Origin of the sequence: Paenarthrobacter sp. 22069 (assembly GCF_052046035.1) — a bacterium.
Classification (GTDB): Bacteria; Actinomycetota; Actinomycetes; order Actinomycetales; family Micrococcaceae; genus Arthrobacter.
This window is the reverse complement of record NZ_JBQEQF010000030.1, coordinates 18,049-39,551: the sequence shown is the minus strand read 5'-3', so window position 1 is coordinate 39,551 and position 21,503 is coordinate 18,049. Positions and strand designations below refer to the sequence as shown.

At 60.7% G+C, this 21,503-nt stretch carries 20 protein-coding genes; 10 read left to right on the top strand and 10 right to left on the bottom strand.

Annotated features, from left to right (window positions below; all coding sequences use genetic code 11):
• Window positions 1-14: 14 nt before the first annotated feature.
• Window positions 15-1,259: an integrase catalytic domain-containing protein gene (locus ACTJK0_RS19255; RefSeq protein WP_440744316.1), complete on the bottom strand. Its 1,245-nt coding sequence runs from the start codon at window positions 1,257-1,259 to the stop codon at window positions 15-17.
• A 185-nt stretch (window positions 1,260-1,444) separates the two neighbouring features.
• On the opposite strand from ACTJK0_RS19255, the gene ACTJK0_RS19250 reads away from it, so the two are divergent.
• The gene (locus ACTJK0_RS19250) at window positions 1,445-1,924 is read left to right on the top strand and encodes a hypothetical protein (RefSeq protein ID WP_440746263.1); all 480 of its coding nucleotides are present in this window, start codon (window positions 1,445-1,447) and stop codon (window positions 1,922-1,924) included.
• A gap of 414 nt (window positions 1,925-2,338) precedes the next feature.
• On the opposite strand, the gene ACTJK0_RS19245 is transcribed toward ACTJK0_RS19250, so the two are convergent.
• Window positions 2,339-2,719, bottom strand: coding sequence for a hypothetical protein (locus tag ACTJK0_RS19245; protein ID WP_440746262.1), 381 nt, complete (start codon window positions 2,717-2,719; stop codon window positions 2,339-2,341).
• A gap of 185 nt (window positions 2,720-2,904) precedes the next feature.
• Entirely contained in the window at window positions 2,905-3,924 is a 1,020-nt protein-coding gene (locus ACTJK0_RS19240) for a hypothetical protein (protein ID WP_440746261.1), read from the bottom strand.
• 367 nt (window positions 3,925-4,291) lie between these two features.
• Between ACTJK0_RS19240 and paaA the strand changes: the two genes are divergently transcribed.
• Genes paaA through galU form a run of 7 tightly spaced genes read left to right on the top strand, consistent with a single transcriptional unit; the run spans window position 4,292 to window position 10,114 of the window.
• Window positions 4,292-5,287, top strand: a complete 996-nt coding sequence (paaA, locus tag ACTJK0_RS19235) for a 1,2-phenylacetyl-CoA epoxidase subunit PaaA (RefSeq protein ID WP_110541547.1) — start codon at window positions 4,292-4,294, stop codon at window positions 5,285-5,287.
• Window positions 5,284-5,679, top strand: coding sequence for a 1,2-phenylacetyl-CoA epoxidase subunit PaaB (paaB, locus tag ACTJK0_RS19230; RefSeq protein WP_440746260.1), 396 nt, complete (start codon window positions 5,284-5,286; stop codon window positions 5,677-5,679). The genes paaA and paaB overlap by 4 nt, the downstream gene beginning before the upstream one ends.
• Window positions 5,676-6,593, top strand: coding sequence for a 1,2-phenylacetyl-CoA epoxidase subunit PaaC (gene paaC / locus ACTJK0_RS19225; RefSeq protein ID WP_440746259.1), 918 nt, complete (start codon window positions 5,676-5,678; stop codon window positions 6,591-6,593). Before paaB ends, paaC begins: the two co-directional genes overlap by 4 nt.
• Window positions 6,594-6,604: 11 nt before the next feature.
• Window positions 6,605-7,144, top strand: a complete 540-nt coding sequence (gene paaD / locus ACTJK0_RS19220; protein WP_440746265.1) for a 1,2-phenylacetyl-CoA epoxidase subunit PaaD — start codon at window positions 6,605-6,607, stop codon at window positions 7,142-7,144.
• A gap of 9 nt (window positions 7,145-7,153) precedes the next feature.
• On the top strand, window positions 7,154-8,380 hold the full coding sequence (gene paaE, locus ACTJK0_RS19215) for a 1,2-phenylacetyl-CoA epoxidase subunit PaaE (protein WP_440746258.1): 1,227 nt from the start codon (window positions 7,154-7,156) through the stop codon (window positions 8,378-8,380).
• Between the two features lie 24 nt (window positions 8,381-8,404).
• Window positions 8,405-9,214 carry an enoyl-CoA hydratase/isomerase family protein gene (locus ACTJK0_RS19210; RefSeq protein ID WP_440746257.1) on the top strand — a complete coding sequence of 270 codons (810 nt, stop codon included), beginning with the start codon at window positions 8,405-8,407 and terminating at the stop codon, window positions 9,212-9,214.
• Window positions 9,215-9,223: 9 nt separating this feature from the next.
• Window positions 9,224-10,114, top strand: a complete 891-nt coding sequence (gene galU, locus ACTJK0_RS19205) for a UTP--glucose-1-phosphate uridylyltransferase GalU (RefSeq protein WP_440746256.1) — start codon at window positions 9,224-9,226, stop codon at window positions 10,112-10,114.
• Window positions 10,115-10,123: 9 nt separating this feature from the next.
• Here the strand turns inward: galU and ACTJK0_RS19200 are convergent, their stop codons facing one another.
• From ACTJK0_RS19200 to gmd, 7 genes are all read right to left on the bottom strand, one after another.
• The gene (locus tag ACTJK0_RS19200) at window positions 10,124-10,489 is read right to left on the bottom strand and encodes a VanZ family protein (RefSeq protein WP_440746255.1); all 366 of its coding nucleotides are present in this window, start codon (window positions 10,487-10,489) and stop codon (window positions 10,124-10,126) included.
• 336 nt (window positions 10,490-10,825) lie between these two features.
• On the bottom strand, window positions 10,826-11,437 hold the full coding sequence (locus ACTJK0_RS19195) for an LPXTG cell wall anchor domain-containing protein (protein WP_440746254.1): 612 nt from the start codon (window positions 11,435-11,437) through the stop codon (window positions 10,826-10,828).
• A 172-nt stretch (window positions 11,438-11,609) separates the two neighbouring features.
• Window positions 11,610-13,562 carry a DUF4012 domain-containing protein gene (locus tag ACTJK0_RS19190; RefSeq protein ID WP_440746253.1) on the bottom strand — a complete coding sequence of 651 codons (1,953 nt, stop codon included), beginning with the start codon at window positions 13,560-13,562 and terminating at the stop codon, window positions 11,610-11,612.
• Window positions 13,489-14,802, bottom strand: a complete 1,314-nt coding sequence (locus ACTJK0_RS19185) for a UDP-glucose dehydrogenase family protein (protein WP_440746252.1) — start codon at window positions 14,800-14,802, stop codon at window positions 13,489-13,491. The genes ACTJK0_RS19190 and ACTJK0_RS19185 overlap by 74 nt, the downstream gene beginning before the upstream one ends.
• Before the next feature lie 43 nt (window positions 14,803-14,845).
• Complete coding sequence (locus tag ACTJK0_RS19180; RefSeq protein ID WP_440746251.1) at window positions 14,846-16,282, bottom strand: sugar transferase; 1,437 nt, start codon at window positions 16,280-16,282, stop codon at window positions 14,846-14,848.
• 48 nt (window positions 16,283-16,330) lie between these two features.
• The gene (locus ACTJK0_RS19175; RefSeq protein ID WP_440746250.1) at window positions 16,331-17,305 is read right to left on the bottom strand and encodes a GDP-L-fucose synthase family protein; all 975 of its coding nucleotides are present in this window, start codon (window positions 17,303-17,305) and stop codon (window positions 16,331-16,333) included.
• Window positions 17,305-18,333, bottom strand: a complete 1,029-nt coding sequence (gmd, locus tag ACTJK0_RS19170) for a GDP-mannose 4,6-dehydratase (RefSeq protein ID WP_440746249.1) — start codon at window positions 18,331-18,333, stop codon at window positions 17,305-17,307. The genes ACTJK0_RS19175 and gmd overlap by 1 nt, the downstream gene beginning before the upstream one ends.
• Window positions 18,334-18,616: 283 nt before the next feature.
• Between gmd and ACTJK0_RS19165 the strand changes: the two genes are divergently transcribed.
• Window positions 18,617-19,294: a WecB/TagA/CpsF family glycosyltransferase gene (locus tag ACTJK0_RS19165; RefSeq protein WP_440746248.1), complete on the top strand. Its 678-nt coding sequence runs from the start codon at window positions 18,617-18,619 to the stop codon at window positions 19,292-19,294.
• Window positions 19,295-19,750: 456 nt separating this feature from the next.
• Entirely contained in the window at window positions 19,751-20,470 is a 720-nt protein-coding gene (locus ACTJK0_RS19160) for a glycosyltransferase family protein (RefSeq protein WP_440746247.1), read from the top strand.
• The last annotated feature ends 1,033 nt before the right edge of the window (window positions 20,471-21,503 follow it).

Here is a 21,503-nt window from a genome sequence, read left to right as displayed (position 1 = left end):
CCTGTTGCCTCATGTCAATACCTCCGCGAAGGGGCATACGTTGCCTCATTGGAAAACCTCCGGTTGGGTCGGCGGTTCCAGTCCTCGTTGACTGGCGGTTTGATGGGCGCTGGCTGCTTGGCGGTGGCGAGGGTTCCGAGTTGCCCGGTGAGGGCCAGGATCTGCCGGGACAGGGCCGCGGGTCTGACTTTCCGGTACTCGGCGTTCATGCGGGTTGCCGCCTTCCTTTCGGTGTGAGGATCGGCGGCCGCGCGGCGGTGGGGGGTCGCCGGCGCGTCATGGATCTTTGTCACCGTGGCCCCGTGGCGGGTCTTGGATACGAGCTTCTGCTGGGGAAGCAGGTAGTTGGTGAAGGTACGGTCCAGCTCCCAGATTTGGTTCAGCAGCGCAAGTTCCGCGGCGGTGTCGTAGCGCAGGTAGCCCACCAGCTCACGGACCCTCGACCAGTTTTTCTGCTCGACGTGGGCCCCGTCGTTCTTGTTATACGGACGTGAGCGGGTGAAAGTGATCCGTTGTTCCTGGCAGAAGTCGAAAAGATCGTTGTTGATGAACTCTCCTCCGTTGTCCGAATCGATGCCGATCACCGGGAACGGGAAGGCAGAGATGGCTTGCTGGAGGGCAGCGAAGACATGCCTCTGGGCCTTGTTGGGCACGGACCTGTTCACCGTCCATCCAGTGGCGATGTCCGTGACGGTGAGCGTGAAGCAGTACTGTCCGGAACTGTTCGAGCCCTCATGGCCGACCAGATCGATCTCCACAAAGCCGGGCACGGCGTCATCCCACTGAGCCCACGTGCGGATCGGAATCTGGGACTTGAGCAGCGATCCGGGTTTGGTGTGGGACCGGCCCCGCGGCAGCAGCTTGGCCCGTTCCCCGGCCAGGCGCCTGTCGATCGTGGCTGCGCTCATCCGCCCGAGCAGCTGCGCCTGGGCGTCCGTGATGTCCAGGGCCTTCTCGTCGCGCAGCATCGGGACGAGTTCTGGCATCACCGCCGCCAGCAGCCTTCCGGCAGGAGCGCGCAGCACCGCCCAGCAGAACACCAGAGCAGGCTGCAGATCCGCCCCGTATACCGGTGCCCGGCCGGGCCTGACCGGCCTGGGCCGCGGAGGGTCCAAAGCATGCCGAAGCACCGCCCGGGCATGATCCCGGTGCCAGCCGGTCAACTCCACGACCTCGTCCAGGATTCTTCCCTTCCGGACCCTGTCCCCGGCCCGATAGGACCTGGCCAGCTGCTTCGTCACGGCCTTGCGCTCAGCCATCGTCAATCCCATCCACCCGGCCTAGCCTCCATCCGCCCACCCCGGCAACCGCCAACCCAAGCGGAGGATTATTAATGAGGCAACGTATCCCCCTTCGCGGAGGTTATTTACGAGTCAACGCGGGCCCTTTCCAGAATGTCTTGGCGCGCCTAGCCTGTCCACACCACCATCCATAGGAGGCATCAATGCGGACAGCAAAAGCACGGACGGAGAATGAGCAGGTTCATCGTCTTTCCGAGAACCTCATGTCGCAGCTGGCCAAGGGCAGGGAATGGGCCACCCCCGGGGTCCAGGCAGCCCTGCAGAGAGCGGTGGCCGGACTGGATACCGGGGTCGAAACCGCGTCCCCGCGGCTCCAGGCGCTGTTGCGGCGGTTGGCGGATGAACTCGCCGGCGGGGTGGAAACCCTCACCCCCAGGGTGCATGAACAACTGATGCGGGTCGTGCCACGAGCTGCTGCGCCGGCCCCGATCCAGACCAGGAGATCCCCGTCCCGGATCGGGTGGTTGATCACAGGAATGGCTGCGGCAGGAGCCGGGGCAGCCGTGTGGCGGTCCATGAAGGCTTCCAAGCCCGAATCGTCACCGTGGGTCAACACGGAGGAACTGAAAGCCAACCGCACTGATCCAAACGGCGATGCTGACCTGGCTTCCGGCCGGATGTAGAAGCGTGTTGCGGGGGAGCCGGCAGAAGGATCCGGAAGCTGTCACGGCGCCCAGCCAATCAGTATCAGACCCACGGCTTCACGGGACCATCAACGATCCCAGGGGCCCTGACGCGGTGATCCCCCGCCTGTCCAATGAGGAACTGGGGTGGCTGCTGGATGCTCTTTACCGAAGCCTTGACACTCCTGTGCCTGAAATCGGGGCTGTCTTTTGGTATGAAGCGTGTCTTGAGGAGAGTCTGCGCAGGCATGGCCCGGAACGGACTCGATGGGATGAGGAGTCATCCCGCACATGAAACGCCCCCGGAAGGAGAAGTTCACTTCCGGGGGCGCCGTTCACGCCGTCACGGGAGGCAGATGAGCCTGCTTCCTGTTGCGGGCGGGTGTCGTGGATGCCGTTTGTAGCGATGTGTTCCTAGCGTTCCGCGGATGCGTCCGGGGCGGCCGACTTGCGCTTGGGATCCACCGTGCCGCCCTTGCCGTAATCTCCTTCCGGGTAGCGGCCGGTTTCTGACGCGGCCGTCCTGCCGGTGGTTGCCCCGGCCTGGCCGTAGTCGGCCTTGACGTAGCGTCCGGCCCCTTTGGTCCTGTCACCAAGGGGTTCGGGCAGTCCGCCTTCGCTGCCTGCCGGACCGTAGTTCCCTTCGATGTATTGGCCCTCTTCGTCCTCGGTGTGGCGGCCGCGCTGGGCGCCGGCCTTGCCAAAGTTTCCTTCGACATACCGTCCGCGCAGGTCGCGTTCCTCGGCCGTGCCGTCCGGGACGGGGGTGTTTTCGGTACTGCCGTTGTCGTTCATGATCGTGCCTTCCAGAACGAACTCTCATGCCTCCAATGCAGAGCCCGGTGCCTGCGGATTTCCACCCATGCAAGGCTGCTGGACTGTTGCCTAGGGACACTTTCGGCGTAGCACAAAAGTTAGCATGCTGTCAATCCGACCGTCTGCAGGCATCCACGCCTCGGCAATGAAGGCCCAAGCTGCCGTCAGTTGGCCACCGTGAACGGAACCACTGTCACGCCCGCGTTGGTGGAGCCCAGCTTGTCGTCCCGGCACGAGGTCCGCAGGTGCAGCTTGTGCACGCCGTTGGCCAGCACCCGGGTGTCGATCGCAATGGGGGCGGCCCCGAAGCGCTGGGGTCCGTACGCGCCCGCGGAGTCCCAGAGGACCAGGCCCGGATTGGCCGGAACCGCATGGAAATCGGGGTCTATCGAGATGAACGAGTGCGTCGTCGGGAGTGAGCCATTGGGGTGGGTGGTCAGGCCCACAGCCGGAGTCCAGACACCTGAGACCGGAGCGTCGGGAAGGGGTACGCTGCGGACAGACGCCTCGCAGTACCCGGCGTGGGTGTACCAGCCCTTGCCGCGCAGGAATGTGTACCGTGAGGTGTCGGACGGGGACTTGCCGTTGCGGATGTCAGTCTGCCAATTCAGGCTCGCCCGCATTTCGTTGCCGTCCGGCTCCGGAACGAATGCGCGGAGATGAATCTCCTGCAGGCCCGAGTGGTTGAACCTGGAGATGGGTGCCGAGAATGTCAGCCAGCGCTCGCAGGTGCCGGCGCACGTGAAGTCGCCTGCGCCCGAACCGGCCGGGCCCGGGCAGCTGAAGTCCGGTGCCGCGGCGCGCAGGTAGCACTTCTGGACCACGATTTCCGAAGTGGCAGTCATGAAAACCATCGAGACGTAATCAGCTCGGCCGGGATTGTCGTGGAGGATCACCCGCACGTTCACGGTGAGGTTGCCTGAACTGATCGTTTCCCGTTCCGGGATGCACGCTCCCAGGTGGACATGGCCGTTGTTGGTGATGGAGTTGTTGGCCTGGTCGGCGTCCGGCATCCACCACGCTTGCGTGTCCACGAACTGCCGGGTCTCCCCGTATACGGTGCCGTCGGCGGCGGGGGCGCCCAGGCATGGTCCGGCGGCGGCCCTGGCGGGGCTGGAAGTCAGGCCGGTCATTGCCATGCAGGCTAGAGCGGCAGCCGCAGCCAGTGCCAGGAACCGTCTCATGACCATCAATCCTTCACGGGGAAAACTGCGAGCGTGTATGGGCTGTCGCCGGCGTCGGAACGCCGAACCGTGGAATGTTCCGCTGCCTGGGACCCGGTAGAGCGTGGAAAGTATATGCCCGGGCTGAGCGGGAAAACCAGAGTTGACAGGCCATAACGACGGCGGCGGCGCGTCGGGTGCAGGATCTGATGGGGCGTGCCGGGAAAGGCTGCCAAACGTGAGAGGGCGTCGCAGGAGGGGCGGCAAGACGTGAGCGGGCGTCGCAGGAGAGGGGCGCTTGACGGGGTCCGGCGCTCCCGCATATCCTGAACGAACGGTCGGTAAATAATTCCGCACGTCCCAGAAGGTCATTGCATAGGAGCAACCCATGGCAGCGCAGAACCTGCAGTCAGTGCCCGCTGAGCTATCCCCGGAAGAAGAAGCCGCAGGCCAGGCCCACTTTGACCGCATCATCGCCGAGGACTCGCGCATCGAGCCCCGCGACTGGATGCCGGCGGCCTACCGCAAGACCCTCCTGCGCCAGGTTTCCCAGCACGCACACTCGGAGATCATCGGCATGCAGCCGGAGGCCAACTGGATCTCCCGCGCACCCAGCCTGAAGCGCAAGGCCATCCTCATGGCCAAGGTCCAGGACGAAGCCGGCCACGGGCTCTACCTCTACAGCGCCGCCGAGACCCTGGGCCAGACCCGGGACAAGATGATGGACGACCTCATCGCCGGCAAGGCCCGCTACTCCAGCATCTTCAACTACCCGGCGCTCACCTGGGCGGACATGGGCGCCATTGGTTGGCTGGTGGACGGCGCAGCCATCTGCAACCAGGTCCCGCTGTGCCGCGCCTCGTACGGCCCCTACGGCCGGGCCATGGTGCGCATCTGCAAGGAAGAGTCCTTCCACCAGCGCCAGGGCTTCGAGATCCTCCTGGAACTCTCCAACGGCACCCCCGCCCAGAAGCAGATGGCCCAGGACGCCGTGAACCGCTGGTACGCCCCGGCCCTGATGATGTTCGGTCCGCCGGATGACGATTCGCCCAACTCCAAGCAGTCCATGGCGTGGAACATCAAGCGGTTCAGCAATGACGAGCTCCGCAGCCGCTTCGTGGGCATGATGGTGGAGCAGGTCCGGGTCCTGGGCCTCACCCTCCCGGATGACCAGGTCCGCTTCAACGAGGACACCAGGAAGTGGGAGCACGGCCCCCTGGACTGGCACGAGTTCCAGGAAGTCCTGGCCGGCCGCGGTCCCTGCAACGCCCAGCGCCTGGAGCGCCGGAGGGAGGCGCACGACGACGGCGCCTGGGTCCGCGAGGCAGCAGCCGCTTACGCAGCAAAACAGTCAGCAAAGCAGCAGAAGGAATACGCAGCATGAGCCCGCACGGCAACCCGGAAACCCCGGCCAGCTCCGCCACAGAGATCAACCGCGAAGCCCCGAAGGCAGCCCCGGCCCCCGAGCAGTCGGCCCAGCCCGAACACCATGACCGCTCCGCCTGGGGCCTCTGGGAGGTCTTCGTCCGCTCCAGCCGCGGCCTGAGCCACGTCCACGCAGGATCCCTGCACGCACCGGACGCCGCCATGGCCCTCCGGAACGCGCGGGACCTCTACACCCGCCGCAACGAGGGCGTCTCCATCTGGGTGGTCCCGGCCGAGGCCATCGCCGCCAGCGACCCCGACTCCAAGGGCTCCTTCTTCGAAAGCCCCCAGGGCAAGGACTACCGGCACGCCACGTACTACACCAAGAGCGAAGGGGTAAAGCACCTGTGAGCACCCCCGACACCACCACAGGAGGCCACGGTGACATCTCCACCGGTGTGGCCGGCGGCGACTCCAACGCCTCCGCCACCCGCATCACTCCCGGCAACGCCCTCCGCCCGGAGGACATCGCGCTGGAGGTCAAAACCGGCCTGGTCAAGCCGTCCGAGGACATCGCGGAGTACGCCCTCCGCCTGGGCGACGACGCCCTGATCCTCGCCCAGCGCCTGGGCCACTGGATCTCCCGCGCACCGGAGCTGGAGGAGGACATCGCCCTGGGCAATATCGCCCTGGACCAGCTGGGCCACGCCCGCAGCTTCCTCACCTACGCCGGGGCAGCCATGCTCAACGAAGACGGCACGGCCAGGTCCGAGGATGACCTGGCCTACTTCCGCCGCGAACACGAGTTCCGCAGCGTGCAGCTGTTCGAGCAGCCCAACGGCGACTTCGCGGCCACCATCGCCCGCCAGTTCGTGGTGAGCTACTACCAGTACGAGCTGTACCGGCGCCTCACCCAGTCCACGGACCAGACCCTGGCCGCCATCGCCGCCAAGGCCGTGAAGGAAGTGGACTACCACCGCGACCACAGCAGCCAGTGGATCCTGCGCCTGGCCGGCGGCACCGAGGAATCCCGCACCCGGATGATCCACGGCCTGCGCCTCATGTGGCCATACGTTGGCGAACTGTTCCGCGACGATGAGCTGACGCAGCGCCTCGCAGAGGCGGGTGCCGCCGTCGCGCCTTCCTCGCTGAAGGACGACTTTGACCGCCTGACCGCCGAAGTCCTCGCCGAAGCCGAACTGGAGGTGCCGGATGTTCCGGCGGCGCCCGGCGGCGGCCGGCAGGGCAAGCACTCGGAGTACCTGGGCTACATCCTCGCGGAGATGCAGGTGCTGGCCCGCGAGCATCCCGGGGCCAGCTGGTGACCGTCATGGAAATGTACATCAGCGACTTCGAAAGCAGGGCCGGCGCCCGCGCCCGGCAGTCCGCTGAGCGGCAGGCCTGGGACATCGCCGCCACGGTGGTGGATCCGGAGATCCCCGTGCTCACCATCGCGGACCTGGGGATCCTGCGGAAGGTTGACGTCGGCACGGACGGCGGCGTGCTGGTCACCATCACGCCCACGTACTCGGGCTGCCCGGCCATGGATGCCATCCGGGACGACCTGTACAGGGCCTTCGAAAAGGAAGGCTACGAGGATGTGCAGGTGGACCTGGTCCTGGCCCCGGCGTGGACCACGGACTGGATGACCGAGGCCGGCAAGCAGAAGCTGCAGGAGTACGGCATCGCCCCGCCCAGCGGACATTCCCGCGCCGGCGGCCACTCCGGTCCCGTCCGGCTGAGCCTGGCCGTGAAGTGCCCGCAGTGCTCCAGCCTGAACACCAAGGAACTCACCCGCTTCGGTTCCACGTCCTGCAAGGCGCTGTTCGTCTGCCAGGACTGCAGGGAACCGTTCGACTACTTCAAAGTCCTGTAAGGAAGCCCCATGCCTGTTGTCCGCCAGACCGCCGCCGAAGAGGCTGAGCTGACCGGCCGCCGTCGTCCGTCCTTCCACACCCTCGAGGTCAAGGAGGTGCGCCGGCTCACCGACGATGCCATCGAGGTCAGCTTCCATGTGCCCGCCGAGCTCGCCGGCAAGTTCGACTACCTGCCCGGCCAGTACGTGGCCCTGCGCACCACGCTCCCGGATGAGACCGGCGAGCCAAAGGAGATCCGCCGCAGCTACTCCATCTGCGCCGAGCCGCGCAGCTTCGCGGACGGCACCAGCGAGATCCGCGTGGCCATCAAGAAGGACCTGGGCGGGCTGTTCTCCACGTGGGCCAATGCCGAGCTGAAGGCCGGCGACACCCTTGAGGTGATGAGCCCCATGGGCGCGTTCGTGTCCAAACACGGCCGCGACGGCGTGGCTGTGGACCAGAACGTCATGAACTCGATGAACCATCCGGAGGACCTGGCGGGGGATCCGGGGAACTTCGTGGCCATCGCCGCAGGCTCCGGCATCACCCCGGTGATCGCCATCGCCCGGACGCTGCTGGCCGCCAACCCGGACACCCGGTTCGACCTGATCTACGCCAACAAGGCCGCCATGGACGTGATGTTCCTGGAGGAGCTGGCGGACCTGAAGGACAAGTACCCGCAGCGGCTGGCAATCCACCACGTCCTGTCCCGGGAGCAGCGGATCGCGCCGCTGTTGTCCGGCCGGATCGACTCGGAGAAGCTGCAGCAGCTGCTGGGCACCGCCCTGCACGCGGACGACGTGGACGAGTGGTTCCTGTGCGGCCCGTTCGAGCTGGTGCAGCTGTGCCGGGACACCCTGGCCGAGCGCGGCGTGAAGCCGGAGAACGTCCGGTTCGAGCTGTTCACGTCAGGCAAGCCCGACCGCCCGGAGGGGCAGGCCGGCCGTCCCATCATCGTGGACGAGAGCCAGGAGACGTACAAGATCACGTTCAAGCTGGACGGCCTGCAGGGCGAGGTGGCCAGCCCCACGCACGCCCGCGAGTCCATCCTCAACGCCGCGCTGCGGGTGCGCCCGGACGTGCCGTTCGCGTGCGCCGGGGGAGTGTGCGGCACCTGCCGCGCCAAGGTGGTCACCGGCAGCGTGACCATGGACGAGAACTACGCGCTGGAGCAGGATGAGCTGGACAAGGGCTACGTCCTGACCTGCCAGAGCCACCCCACCAGCAAGGAAGTCACGGTCGACTTCGACGTCTAATCCGTTTTCACCAAAAGGAGCCCCATGATTTCCCTTTCCATCAGCAACGGCATCGCCGAGGTAGTGCTGGACGCGCCGCACAAGCTTAACTCGCTGGATGAGCAGGCGCTGCGGGATTTAGCACAGGCGTACGACGACGCTGCTGCCGCCGCCGAACGCGGTGAGGTGCGGGCGCTGCTGCTCAGGGGAGAGGGGCGCGCCTTCTGCGCGGGCCGGGACATCGCCGGAGTCACCCCGGAGGGTGATGACGCCGCGGCGTACCTGGGCGGGCTGGTGGAGCCGCTGCTGAAGAAGATGGCGGCCTTCCCGGCGCCGACGTTCGCGGCGGCGCAGGGTGCGTGCCTGGGCGTGGGGCTGGGGCTGCTGCTGGCCACGGACGTGGTGTACGTGGCGGAGAACGCCAAGTTCGGCTCGCCATTCGCCAAGCTGGGCGCCACCCTGGATTCGGGCGGACACTGGTACTTCACGGAGCGGCTGGGCATGCACCGGACGCTGGACCTGATCTACACGGCAGACCTGATCTCCGGCGCCGAGGCGGTGGCGCAGGGGATGTTCAGCCGCGCCATGCCAGCTGACGAGCTGCTGGATTCCACGCGGGCGATCGTCCACCGCGTGGCATCCGGAGCCACCGAGGCGTTTGTCGCGTCGAAGGAGTTGGTTGGGCACATCCGCGACCAGCGGCTGGGCCTGTGGCAGGCCATGCAGGAGGAAAACGGGGAGCAGGCACGGCTCTGCAAAACGGACGATTACGCGGAGGGTTTCCGTGCGTTTCAGGAGAAGCGCGAGCCGAAATTCACCGGGGGCAAATTGCCTTTGTCTGCCGCGGATTTGTAAGGTGCAGCTATGACTAAGGGGAAAGCTATTACCAAAGCCGTCATTCCTGCTGCCGGATTGGGGACACGCTTCCTGCCCGCCACCAAGGCAATGCCGAAGGAAATGCTGCCGGTGGTTGACCGCCCGGCCATCCAGTACGTGGTGGAGGAAGCGGTTGATGCCGGCCTCACGGACTTGCTGATGATCACTGGCCGCAACAAGCGTGCTCTGGAGGACCACTTCGACCGCGAACCTGGTTTGGAAGCCGCGCTGGAGGCCAAGGGGGACAAGGACAAGCTGGGCATGGTGGAGTACGCCTCCAACCTTGGCCCCATCCACTACGTCCGCCAAGGGGAAGCCAAGGGCCTGGGTCACGCGGTGCTGTGTGCGCAGCAGCATGTCGGTGACGAGCCGTTTGCCGTGCTCCTGGGTGATGACCTCATCGACGAGGCCGAGGACCTGCTCAGCACCATGATGGAGGTTCAGCAGAAGACTGGTGGATCTGTGATCGCCCTGATCGAGGTTGATCCGTCTCAGATCAGCGCTTATGGCTGCGCAGACATCACTGCCGTGGACGGCGAGGACTACGTCCGGGTCAACAGCCTGGTGGAGAAGCCCGCCGTCGGCGAGGCCCCGTCTAACCTGGCTGTGATTGGCCGGTACGTGCTGCACCACAATGTGTTCGGTGTCCTTGAGAAGACGGAGCCGGGCCGTGGCGGCGAGATCCAGCTGACCGACGCGCTGCAGACCCTTGCCGCAGGCGAGGGTGAAGGCTCCGGCGTGTACGGCGTGGTGTTCAAGGGCCGCCGTTACGATACCGGCGACAAGCTGAGCTACCTCAAGGCCGTTATCACCCTCGCGTCCGAGCGCGTGGAGTTCGGCGAGGACCTGAAGACCTGGATGAAGAGCTTTGTCGGTTAGTCTGACGCCCTAGAGGTTTTGGGAGGCCCGTTGCCGGAAGGCGGCGGGCCTCCTTCTTTGCGTGGCCAGGACGGCCACCAAGGCGCCGATGACAGCGCCTGACGTGTTGGTCATGACATCTGACGGGCTTGCAAAGCGGCTGTGAAGAAACAGGAACTGCCCCAATTCGATGCAGCCGGAAACAAGCATTCCGAAAGCGCCGATTTGCCACCATCGTTTGTTTGGAAAAGCCAAGGCGGCTACGAAACCAACGGGAATGAACAGGGCAACGTTGGCTGAGGCTTCCACGAAATTGTAGTTAAACCAGCGGGGAATGCCGTGCTGGTGGAGGGAAATCAACACACACGCTAGCTGCTTGGAGGCGGGCTGGTCCACGGGTGTTGGCCAGAAGCCAACGAGGGCCAAGGGCGCCACCATGGCCGCGAGGATTATCTGCCACAGCCGGTGGGTGTAAAGGTGCCTCAACAGGATCTCAGGACGTCCGCAGAAGGGCAAACGCGGCGGTGGCCAAGGCGCAGGCAGCGAGTGCGACGAGGAGGGCGTAGCCCAGCACTTGTGGCCGGGGGAGTGGAACAGACGTGTCGTATTCCCGTGGTGCTCTGCGCCAATGTCTCCCCATAGATCAAATAGATACCATACAAAGCAAAATAGTGGGTGCATCTCCGTTTCCGGAGATGCACCCACCTTCGTTGGTGCTAAAAAGCGGTTGTGCTAGGCAGCGACCTCAGCCTTGGCGCGGCGGCGAACCACCACAACGGAGGTTGCACCGGCGGCAAGTGCGCCTGCGCCCACCAGGGTCCACAGGATCAGACCCGAGTCGGCGCCGGTGTTGGCCAGGCCGCCCGTGTTGGCCAGCGGAGCGCCGCCGGCGTTGCCTGCGACGGAGCCGGTGTTGGCCAGGGAAGCCGCAACCGTCACCATAACGGGACCTACGGTTATGCCGGACTGGGTGCCGGTTGCAGTGATGGAGTAGGTGCCTGCTTCGTTGATCGCGATCGGCAGGGCAACTGCACCTTGTGCGTCTGCGGTTGCGGAGAGCTCCTGCGCCTCGGCGACAACGTTGATCCGGGCTGCAACTGCCCGGCTGCCGGCGATGTTGGCGCCGTTGGAGGCCGGTGCCTGGCCGGGCGTAACGCGGATGATGAGGCGTTCTCCGGCGAGGAAGCCCTGGCCGCGGAAGAGGAAGGTTTCACCCGGGCCGACGGTGCCGTCAGATACGGCGGCCTGCGGCGGAAGTGCCGGGTAAGTTGCGGCCATGGCGGGTGCCGAGCCGATCAGTGCGATGGAGCCTGCAAGTGCCAGTGCAGCGAGAGTCTTCTTCATGTGTGTCCCCCCGGAGACGTTTAAGTTTTTTGATACCCGATGTGGGGAAATGTCCCCTCCGCACGAGACCATGTGCAGAACTACGGATAGATATCCCAAGAAAGACGGTACCATCCCGGTTCCGTTGTAACCAACCTCAATCCAGTCGGTTTACATAGTGTTAACGAAGCCGTCACTGGCCTTGATCGCAGGAGGCGATTTCGGTCGGAAGGATTACGTCCTTTACATGCTGCACAGTGGGTGTGACAACCACGTTAGGTTCCGTGTGCTGAACGATCTTCCCGAAAGTGAAGTCAACCGTCTTGCTTTCGCCGGGCGCAAGCTGCACTGCGATCACACCAACCGGCCTGTTCGCATGGATGTACGGGGCGAAAGGGGTCTTTTGGCCGTCAATGGTGGCCGACTCCACGTTTGCTTGCGCAGGGCCATAGGCTACGACGTTGGTTTGAACCGTCCCCGGTGCAATTCCGAAAACCCCGGCACCCGTGACATAGGCCGGAAGAGTCGTGCCAGCGTCTCCCGGCGCTGTATTGGTGCTAGTAACGCGTACAGTCGTCTGCTCATAGCCGTCCGCTGGACATTCTTTGATGAGCTGGACTGTCCGTTTCACGTAGTAGTCCATCTTGGCGCCCGTACCGTCGTTGAAGTAGACCCCAAATTGCGCCGGGGAAATGCTGGGCCCGGAAACAGATCCACTCAGGGGGTATTTTAGAATTTTTGCCTGCTCAGATGCATTTGTTGACCACAACAGCACTCGTCCTTCTTCCGTACCCCTGGTGAGGCCTGTGATGAGGCCTTTTGCTTCTCCCTTGCCGCTGGACAGGGCAGCAAACACTTCCTTCGCCACACCTGCAAAGTAGGCGTCCTGCAGCTTTGGATTTGGGATCTTGGCGTAAACGTCGGATAGGAGAGTCGGCACTACGTTGCTGCCAGTGAGTTGCGATGGCAATCCTGCAGCCCTAACCGTAGCCAACTCCGGGTCGGTGACCGCAATTGGTCCTGTTGCCTGCAGAATATAGCTCAGCACTACAGGGTCAATGGAAATGACTCCGTCAAGATGTTGGCTTGTCTTCTTTTCCCACATTGCCTGGGCTGTTGCTGCAGCGGTGGGGAAGTCAGGCGTGAGATTTACGTCCTGCATGTACTTACCAAGTCGACTGGAGTAGATCTGCTGCTGCTGCTGATCGACGGGAATGATAGGCGACATTATTCCCAAGTCGCCGGCGCTCTTTTGAGCCCCGAGGGAAAGCTTTCCATGGTCGAATGTGACAACCGCCAACGCCCCAGGTATTCCGCCTGATGCCCGAGTTTCCGCGTTGTTCTGGATCATGAGGAGATAGTTCTTGGAGACATCCGCTCCCAACATTCCTGGAGCAAGGCTGGCCGCATCCGCTGCTGAATCAAGTGCGCCCGTAGCTTGCTTCAGTTCCTCCGTTGCATCCCGGAGCGGACTTGCGACTTGTGGCAGCAGTTGAGAAGTATCAATTGCTTGCAGTCGCTCTGAGGAAGCCCGAACGCTGTAGGCCGCTGACGCCACAGACGGGGCGGCAGCTTTGAGCGGCTCGAGGTTGCTCCCTGAAGCGCTCGGTATCAGCGCGTCCCAGTTGAGAGATTCGTAGGCATGGATCAGAGGACTAAGGCCAAGTGTTGCGACGTCGTCAGCTGATCGCGCTACCTCGGACACGGCGCTGACGTTGGGTCCAACCCAAGGGACGCCAGAAGCAAGGGTCCATAGGGGGTCCTCCGAAGCTTGGCGCGCGGCCACAGTGTGTTGACGCAGGACCGTTACCGTGTCTGCAGCGGATTCTGCATCTGAAGCTAGAATTTCTTGCTTTAGCTGCGAAACCAGGCCAGCGGCCACCTCCAGCTCATGCCTGATTGAAGATGCCTTTAGCCCCAACCACGCCGTTCCGCCGCCGAGAAGTACAAGGGGAATAAAGATCGCCAGGCCGACCTTCGTTAGCCTTCGTTGGCTCTTCCGTCTTCTTCGTTTCGCCACTTCAGGACTGTGCCCGAGCACCAAAATCTCCTGTGGAGTAAGCGCATCCATGCTAGGGGCGGCCCAGCCCGCGGTACGTCCAACCAGCAGCGCGCCATTTGCTGGCATCCAGGATGTTTCTGCCATCCAAGATCTTGGAAGAGGAAACGAACGCTGAGGCTTCGTAGGGATCCAAGTCTCGATACTCCTGCCATTCCGTCAATAACAGAAGTGCATCCGCTCTCTGGAGGGCCACTTCCGTTGATTCTTCGTAGTGGAGCTCCGGGAATCGGCGCGCGGCGTTGTGAAGTGCTTTCGGGTCCGTCACCGTCACCACCGCGCCTTGAAGTTGGAGTTGCGCTGCGATACTCAACGCCGGGGAATCGCGAACATCGTCGCTTTCGGGTTTGAACGCAGCCCCCAATACCGTGATCCGCTGCCCTAAAAGTGAACCCCCACAAAGTTCTCGGGCTAGTTCTACCACCCGGGTCCTACGCCTCATGTTGATGGCATCTACCTCACGAAGAAAAGTCAACGCTTGGTCCGCACCCAATTCACCTGCGCGTGCCATGAAGGCACGAATATCTTTCGGCAGACAGCCGCCGCCGAATCCAATGCCGGCGTTGAGGAATTTGCGTCCAATTCTGTCATCTAGACCTATCGCATCTGCCAGCATGGTCACGTCGGCGCCCGCCGCATCGCATAGTTCGGCCATGGCATTGATGAAGGAAATTTTGGTAGCCAAAAATGAGTTTGCCGCCGTCTTGACCAGCTCGGCCGTTGGCAGATCTGTAACTAGTCGAGGGGTTCCAGTTTCTAGAGGAGTTGCGTAAACCCGGTCGAGTACTTGAACAGCAATATGCTCCTCAGAACCTCCAGCTATGCCGTAAACCAGCCTGTCGGGATGGAGTGTGTCTGAAACAGCGTGCCCTTCTCGAAGGAACTCTGGGTTCCACATCGTGTGCACCGCTGGCTGAGTTTGTTCGATGATGCCCGCGAGCCGCGCGGCAGTCCCAACCGGGACTGTTGACTTGCCTACAATGAGGTCGCCAGGAGAGAGATAGGGCAGAAGATCTCTTGTTGCAGCATCGACGTACGTCAAATCAGCTCCGTTTTCTCCCTTCTTCTGCGGAGTTCCAACACAGATGAAGTGCACCGAGCTTCCCTTTGCGGAGGCCATATCAGTGGAAAAGGAAAGCCTTCCCGTCTCCTGGACTTCTTTGAGTAAGGCATCCAAACCAGGCTCAAAGAAGGGGGCGCTGGCAGCAGACAAGGCCGATACTTTTCGTTCATCTACATCGATGCCCACCACTTCATGACCAAGTTTTGCCATACACGCAGCGTGGACGGCACCTAGGTAACCACATCCGATGACTGTTATTCGCATAGATCTTTTTCCTTCCCCGGGGCTTTAGTCGGCCGCCAGAAATTCAGTATGCTCCGGAGCTTTGGAAAACTGCGCGGAAGGTCTTTATGAGTATGAGAAGGTCTCCGGCCAATGACCAGTTTTCAACGTAGTAAAGGTCAAGGCGCACGGAGTCCTGCCAAGAAAGATTAGAGCGGCCGCTAACTTGCCACAGCCCCGTAAGCCCTGGCTTGACCAGCAGTCTTCGCCTCACATCTTGTTCGTAGGCTTCAACTTCGGAAGGCAGGGGTGGGCGTGGGCCAACAAGGCTCATCGATCCCATGAAGACGTTGAACAGCTGGGGCAGTTCGTCCAGACTGAACTTACGGAGGAGCCTGCCGATTGACGTGACGCGCGGATCTTCCTTCATTTTAAAGAGGAGACCGTTACCGTCATTGCCTTTCTTGAGGGAATCCAGTCGCGATTCCGCGTCAACAACCATTGACCGGAATTTGAACATCTGGAACTTGGCACCCTCTATGCCCACTCGATCCTGCTTGAACAGGACGGGGCCCCCGTCAACTAGCTTGATCAGGGCCGCAACGATTGCCATGACAGGCAGGCTGACCACGATTAGGAGAGCAGATACCGCCACGTCAAACAGCCGCTTCGCTACTCTTTGACCTCCTTCGAGAGTAGGCGTAGTGACGTGGATCAACGGAAGTCCCGCGACTTGCTGAGTGTGGATCCGTGGCCCCGCTATGTCTGTAAGTGCGGGAGCCATAATCAGTCCGACATTTCGGGAAGCAAGTTCCCATCCCAGATGTCTGAGTGTTTGTGGGTGTAGCTGCACTCCAGCGGAAACAGCTACCGCATCGGCGTGACAAGCCTCGATTGCTGCCACAATTGACTTTGCGTCTGGCGAGTTTCCTACTACGGGAAGTCCGGATTCGGGTTCGACGGTTGGAAACTCTGTTGTGTTTGGTGTGTACACCGCAACTGGCAGATATCCAGCATGTTTGGCGGTCTTTAAGGAACGAGCCAGATGCGCAACTGCGCTTGGGCCTCCGAGTAACAGTAACCGGGACATACTTTGTCCCATTTGCCGGTTCACATTGAGGTGCTGCCTGATAAGCCATCGTGAAAGTAGGAGTCCGAATAAGCCCGCCGGCAAAGCCACCCCGACATAGCCACGGGCAGTATCTAGCCGTAGTACGTACGACACGATGGCCACCAGCCCAAACAACCATAATGACGCTGCGGCTACCCGCTTGTATTCGTCAGGTCCTGCACCCAAAATGCGACTTTGGCGACTATTCCAAGCTCCAAGCATGATCCACCATGCCGCGACTAGTGCCATGGAGAGCCATATGTAGATGCTTTCCTCGCCAGCAACGACGAAGTCCGCTGCCCAGCCGAAGCGGATGACATAGGCACCAGCAACAGCCCAGGTAACCACGAAAGCGTCAACAATTCGCAACTGTCGGCTACATTTGAACCGCCAGTCACGCACCTCTTTCACGAAAAGTCCCCCAGAGATTAGGCTTCCGACACCGACTGACCTGCAGAGCTAGCCGCGAATGCTCTCGATATTTGCGCGATACCACTCCACGGTGGAACCAATTCCCTCTTCAAGGCCTATGGAAGACTTCCATCCAGCCTCAGCGAGCCGGGAGACGTCGAGGAGCTTTCGCGGAGTTCCGTCGGGCTTTGACGTGTCCCATTTAATTTCCCCTGTGTAACCGACTGCTCCGGCGACAATAGTAGCCAGTTCCTTGATCGTTACGTCGGAGCCTGTTCCGACATTCACCTGGGAAGGGCCGTCATAATTCTCAAGTAGATGCAGACACGCATCTGCCATGTCGTCCACGTGCAGGAATTCACGCATGGGGGAACCCGTACCCCAGTTGGTGACAGACGTCTGGCCTGACTTTGCAGCCTCATCGTAGCGGCGGATCAGAGCGGGGAGCACATGCGAGCCTTGCGGTGAAAAATTATCGCCGGGTCCGTAAAGGTTTGTCGGCATCGCAGAGATCCATGGCAACCCATACTGTCGGCGGACAGCCTGCACCTGCATGATGCCCGCTATCTTCGCAATGGCGTAGGCGTCGTTGGTCGGCTCCAAATGGCCAGTGAGAAGCGAATCTTCCCTGATGGGCTGGTCAGCAAACTTCGGGTAAATGCATGAGGAACCCAGGAAGAGGAGCCGTTCCACACCATTTTGCCGCGCGGCATCAAGAACGTTCACCTGGATGCGGAGATTATCGCTCAGGAAATCTACCGGATAGGTGTTGTTGGCCAGAATGCCGCCAACCTTTGCCGCGGCGAGGATCACATATCGCGGTTTCGATTGCTCGAAGAACTCAAACACAGCTTCGCGGTCCTTAAGGTCCAACTCTGAGGAAGCCCGACCGATCAGGTTCGTAAATCCCTCACCATCCAACTTTCGCCAGATAGCGGAACCGACAAGCCCACGATGTCCCGCAACATAAAACGGTTCAGCTTTGTCCAACTTGGAAGGCTGAAACTTGGTGTCCTCAGGCACTAGCTCTTCCAACTTTCCAGATTGACGGTGTCGATCCAGTGGTTGCCGGCATGTTTCAGAGCCTCGATGTCAGCGTCCACCATGATGCGAGCCAGCTCCGGCGTATGGACTGATGCCTTCCAACCAAGCTTGTCTTGGGCTTTGGAAGCGTCACCCACAAGAGCGTCTACTTCTGTAGGACGTAGGTATCGCTCATCGAAGCGGACGTGATCCTCCCAATTGAGTCCAGCGTGCTCGAACGAGATTTGAAGAAAATCGCGCACGGTGTAGTTGCCGCCGGTGGCTAGGACGAAGTCATCCGGTTCATCTGCTTGAAGCATGCGCCACATGCCCTCGACGTATTCCGCCGCGTAGCCCCAATCGCGAATGGCGTCGAGATTACCCATATAGAGAAGATCCTGCTTACCCGCCTTTATGGCGGCCACAGCACGAGTGATCTTCCGTGTTACAAAGGTCTCGCCGCGGCGAGGAGATTCATGGTTGAAAAGGATGCCATTGACCGCGAACATGCCGTACGCCTCGCGGTAATTTTTCGTAATCCAGTAGCTGTAAACCTTGGCCGCTCCATAGGGAGATCGGGGATAAAAGGGGGTCTCTTCGTTTTGCGGGGGAGGTGTGGCACCGAACATCTCGGACGAGGAAGCCTGGTAGAACTTTGTTTCGATCCCGGACATGCGAACGGCTTCCAACAGCCGGATTGTACCTACACCGGTCGTGTCACCGGTGTGTTCGGGTTCGTCGAAGGAAACCCGAACATGTGACTGCGCCGCAAGATTGTAAACCTCATCCGGTCTAATTTCAGCAAGAAGGGTCACAAGACGTGCTCCATCGCTAAGATCCCCGTAGTGCAGAAACAGATTCGCTTTCGGATCATGCGGGTCCACATACAAGTGATCTACGCGAGCGGTATTAAAAGTCGAGGCTCTGCGGATCAACCCGTGAACTTCGTAACCTTTTTTTAGAAGTAGTTCAGCTAGGTAAGACCCATCCTGGCCCGTGATTCCGGTGATTAGTGCGCGCTTGGCCATGGTTCCCCCAAGATTTTCAAATTTAAAGTCGCACGGCCCTAGACCGTGCGACTTTGCGAGACGTGTGCTCGCAACATCATAGTCGTTGACAGACTGTCAACTGCAAGCTGTCGTTTCTGTGTCAGCAGGTGTGCGCAGGGCCGGAGCAAACATCCGGTACCTTTGTCGTTGATGAAAGCCGCCACCACGGTCCGAGGCCGTGTGACGCAGAGGGGAGCGCGTCATCGTTACCACAAACTTCGCAGGGATACCTTTCAGGTCCGTACAACCTGACGAGGCGGTCTTGCAGACCCTAGAGGTACTAGCCAGGCCCGGACGTGGCCATGATATTCACTTACTCAATGCCTATAGCATCGCGCTCGCTCATTCCGATTCTGCTTTCGCCGCATGCGTGAAAAATTCGACGCATAATTTTCCTGACGGCAAGCCGGTAGCGTTCTTCAGTAGGTATATGGCGGGGAAATTGCACCAAGTTCGGGGGCCGCAGTACTTTGAGGACGTACTCGCGGCGGGCGTCGAAACTGGAGTGAAGCACTACTTCTTGGGATCGACCCCCGATACACTCGCATTGCTTCAAGCGAAAGTCGAGGCACGGCTGCCGAACGTCAGGATTGTCGGTGCGTTCAGCCCACCCTTCCGAGAACTGACGGCGTTCGAGCTGGCTGAGCAAGATGCGGCTATCAGAATGTGTGATCCCGATATTGTATGGGTCGGGCTAGGTACCCCTAAGCAGGATTTTGAAGCTCGTCGCTTGGCGGAAGAAGGCTTTAACTCTGCCGCTGTTGGTGCTGCCTTCGATTTCAGCGCGGGCACAAAGAAGCAAGCGCCCAATTGGGTTCGCGGTAGCGGCCTTGAATGGTTGCACCGGTTGCTGTCAGAACCACGCCGCTTATGGAAACGGTACCTTTGGGGTAACACGGTCTTCTTGACTTCCGTACTTCGTGAGATTTGGCGAAAGTGACTAGAACGGCCTGCCTGGAGTTGGTCACGCACGCCGAGCCCGGGGTTTATACGCTTCGTATCCATCTTGGTGCCGATCGCCCGAGAGGATAGTTATTTGAGACTGCTATACGTACCCAACGAATGGGGCGAGGGGCGCCAGTCCGGTATCCGTCGTGCGCTTGCTACCTTGGTGGACCATGGATTGCTAGAAGATGTCAGGGTTTACAGTTTGCTTTGGCGGGTGCGGCGAGGGCATGGGCGGGGTGCTATGGCTGGGTTACTGGACCTTGTCAGGAGTTATTCCCCGGACGTCATTATGATGCAACACCTCGGCGGAACCAGTGTCGATGACCGGTTTTTCGCCGAACTAAGATCCCTTGGCCGATTCGCATTGATTTATCATGAGGCTGACCCCTACAGCCGCTGGAGACACCGGCTTCCCCCCGAAGCAAGGTCGGCCGGGCGGAATGCCGACGTGGTTTTCACCGTTGGAAATGGCGACTTTCGTTCCAATTTCTTGCGTACGGGCAGTACCGACGTCAGATGGTGTTCGTCGGTTTATGATCCTACGCGCTTTGGTCATATCGCCATTCCAACCGATGCATCACGAAGGTATGACGTTGTCGTAATAGCAAATAAGACGCAGGCAAGATCACCCTTTACAGGCCATCCCAATGCGCGACAGCGCGTGGAACTGGTACATCGCCTTGCCGAGCGGTTCGGTCCGCGGTTCGCTGTGTACGGGAAAGGTTGGACTGGCCCTAGTGCTCAAGGGCCTGTGGATTATAGCTTTCAACACAAGGCAATTCACTCAGGTTGGATCACCGCGAATTGGGATCATTACGCTAAAGAGGAAGCATACTTTTCTGATCGCCTGCCTACGACCCTGGCAACGGGCAGTGTACACGCCACCACCCTCCACGACGGATTTGAACAAATTTTCCCGAGAACTAGGGATTTTCTACATTTTGGTCGGTCACCCCGAGCCATTGTCGATCAGGTCGAGAACCTCCTCGCCGGATTCACTCCCGACGATTTTGTGAGTAGGGCGCGGGAGGGACAGCGGTTTGCTGATTTGCACTTTAGGCAAGACGATCAACTCGTGCGGATTCTCAACTTTGATGAACTTGTGATTGATCCAATTAAGGCCCGAAGTTTATGGGAACAGAATTCACGTGTGTTGGAAGAACTTTGAGGTTGCAATGCCAATCGCGATCGAAGGAAATTAAGTGATTATCCTGCGTCGACTACACCCAGTAACCACAATCCACCTTCGACTGCGTCTCAAAGTCGAGGGTGCGGTAAATAAGTTTATACGCGCGCGAATGTCCAATATTCTGAGGGCATATTATGGGAAGGGGCTTCATCCAGCCGAATCAGGGCCTTCCGACCTTTATCTACGAAGCCGGATACATCCATATCCAGGACTCGGCCATCAGGTATCTGTATGGCTCTCTGGGCTTCTTTGGGCAAACGACCTCTCACTTCAGTACTTGGGAGGGCACCTCAGCAAAAACGAAGGTCTCTTAGACCTAGTAGACCTTGAGCCAGACGGGGACGACGCGCAGCGACGTATCGTTACTGTACAGCTACCTCCTACCAGCGATGAGCGAAATCCCTCATCCGTCAAGATTCTGCAAGGAGCGATTCGACGAGCCAAACGCCGTCATCGTCAAGCTGATGCAATCGTCTTTATCGCTGCTCTCGACAATCCACGATTTGATCAGGTGCCGGCTTCTTCAGAAATTCGCCGCGCATTTCTGCGAGGGTCGCTGGGTACAGAGATTCAAGAGCGGGAAGCCCTTAGCGCTCCACGTGTTGTGGTGCATATTAGACGGGGCGACGTCAGCGAGACCTCCGATGGTTCGGGATCGGGAATTACACGGTGGATTGAGGAGGAGTTCTACGTAGATGTCATCGAAAACCTACGGAAAGCCTTAGGAGATCCCCTTCTGGAAGTAGAAGTTATCTCACTAGGATCCACACAAGACTTCCCGATGCTAAGCGCCATGAGGGGTGTGCAGTTGCACCTAAACGGATCGAGCGCAAACGACTTGGTTAGGTTGGTCGCGGCTGACATACTTGTGGCTGCCCCCAGTTCGTTCAGTTTCACCGCGGGTCTCGCATCGAAGGGCGCTGTCCTGGCGCTGCATCCGTGGTGGCACGCGGTGCCCGATGAGGGCCGGTGGTTTAGGTTGGACAAGGGAGCAAACTTCGATCACGTTCGG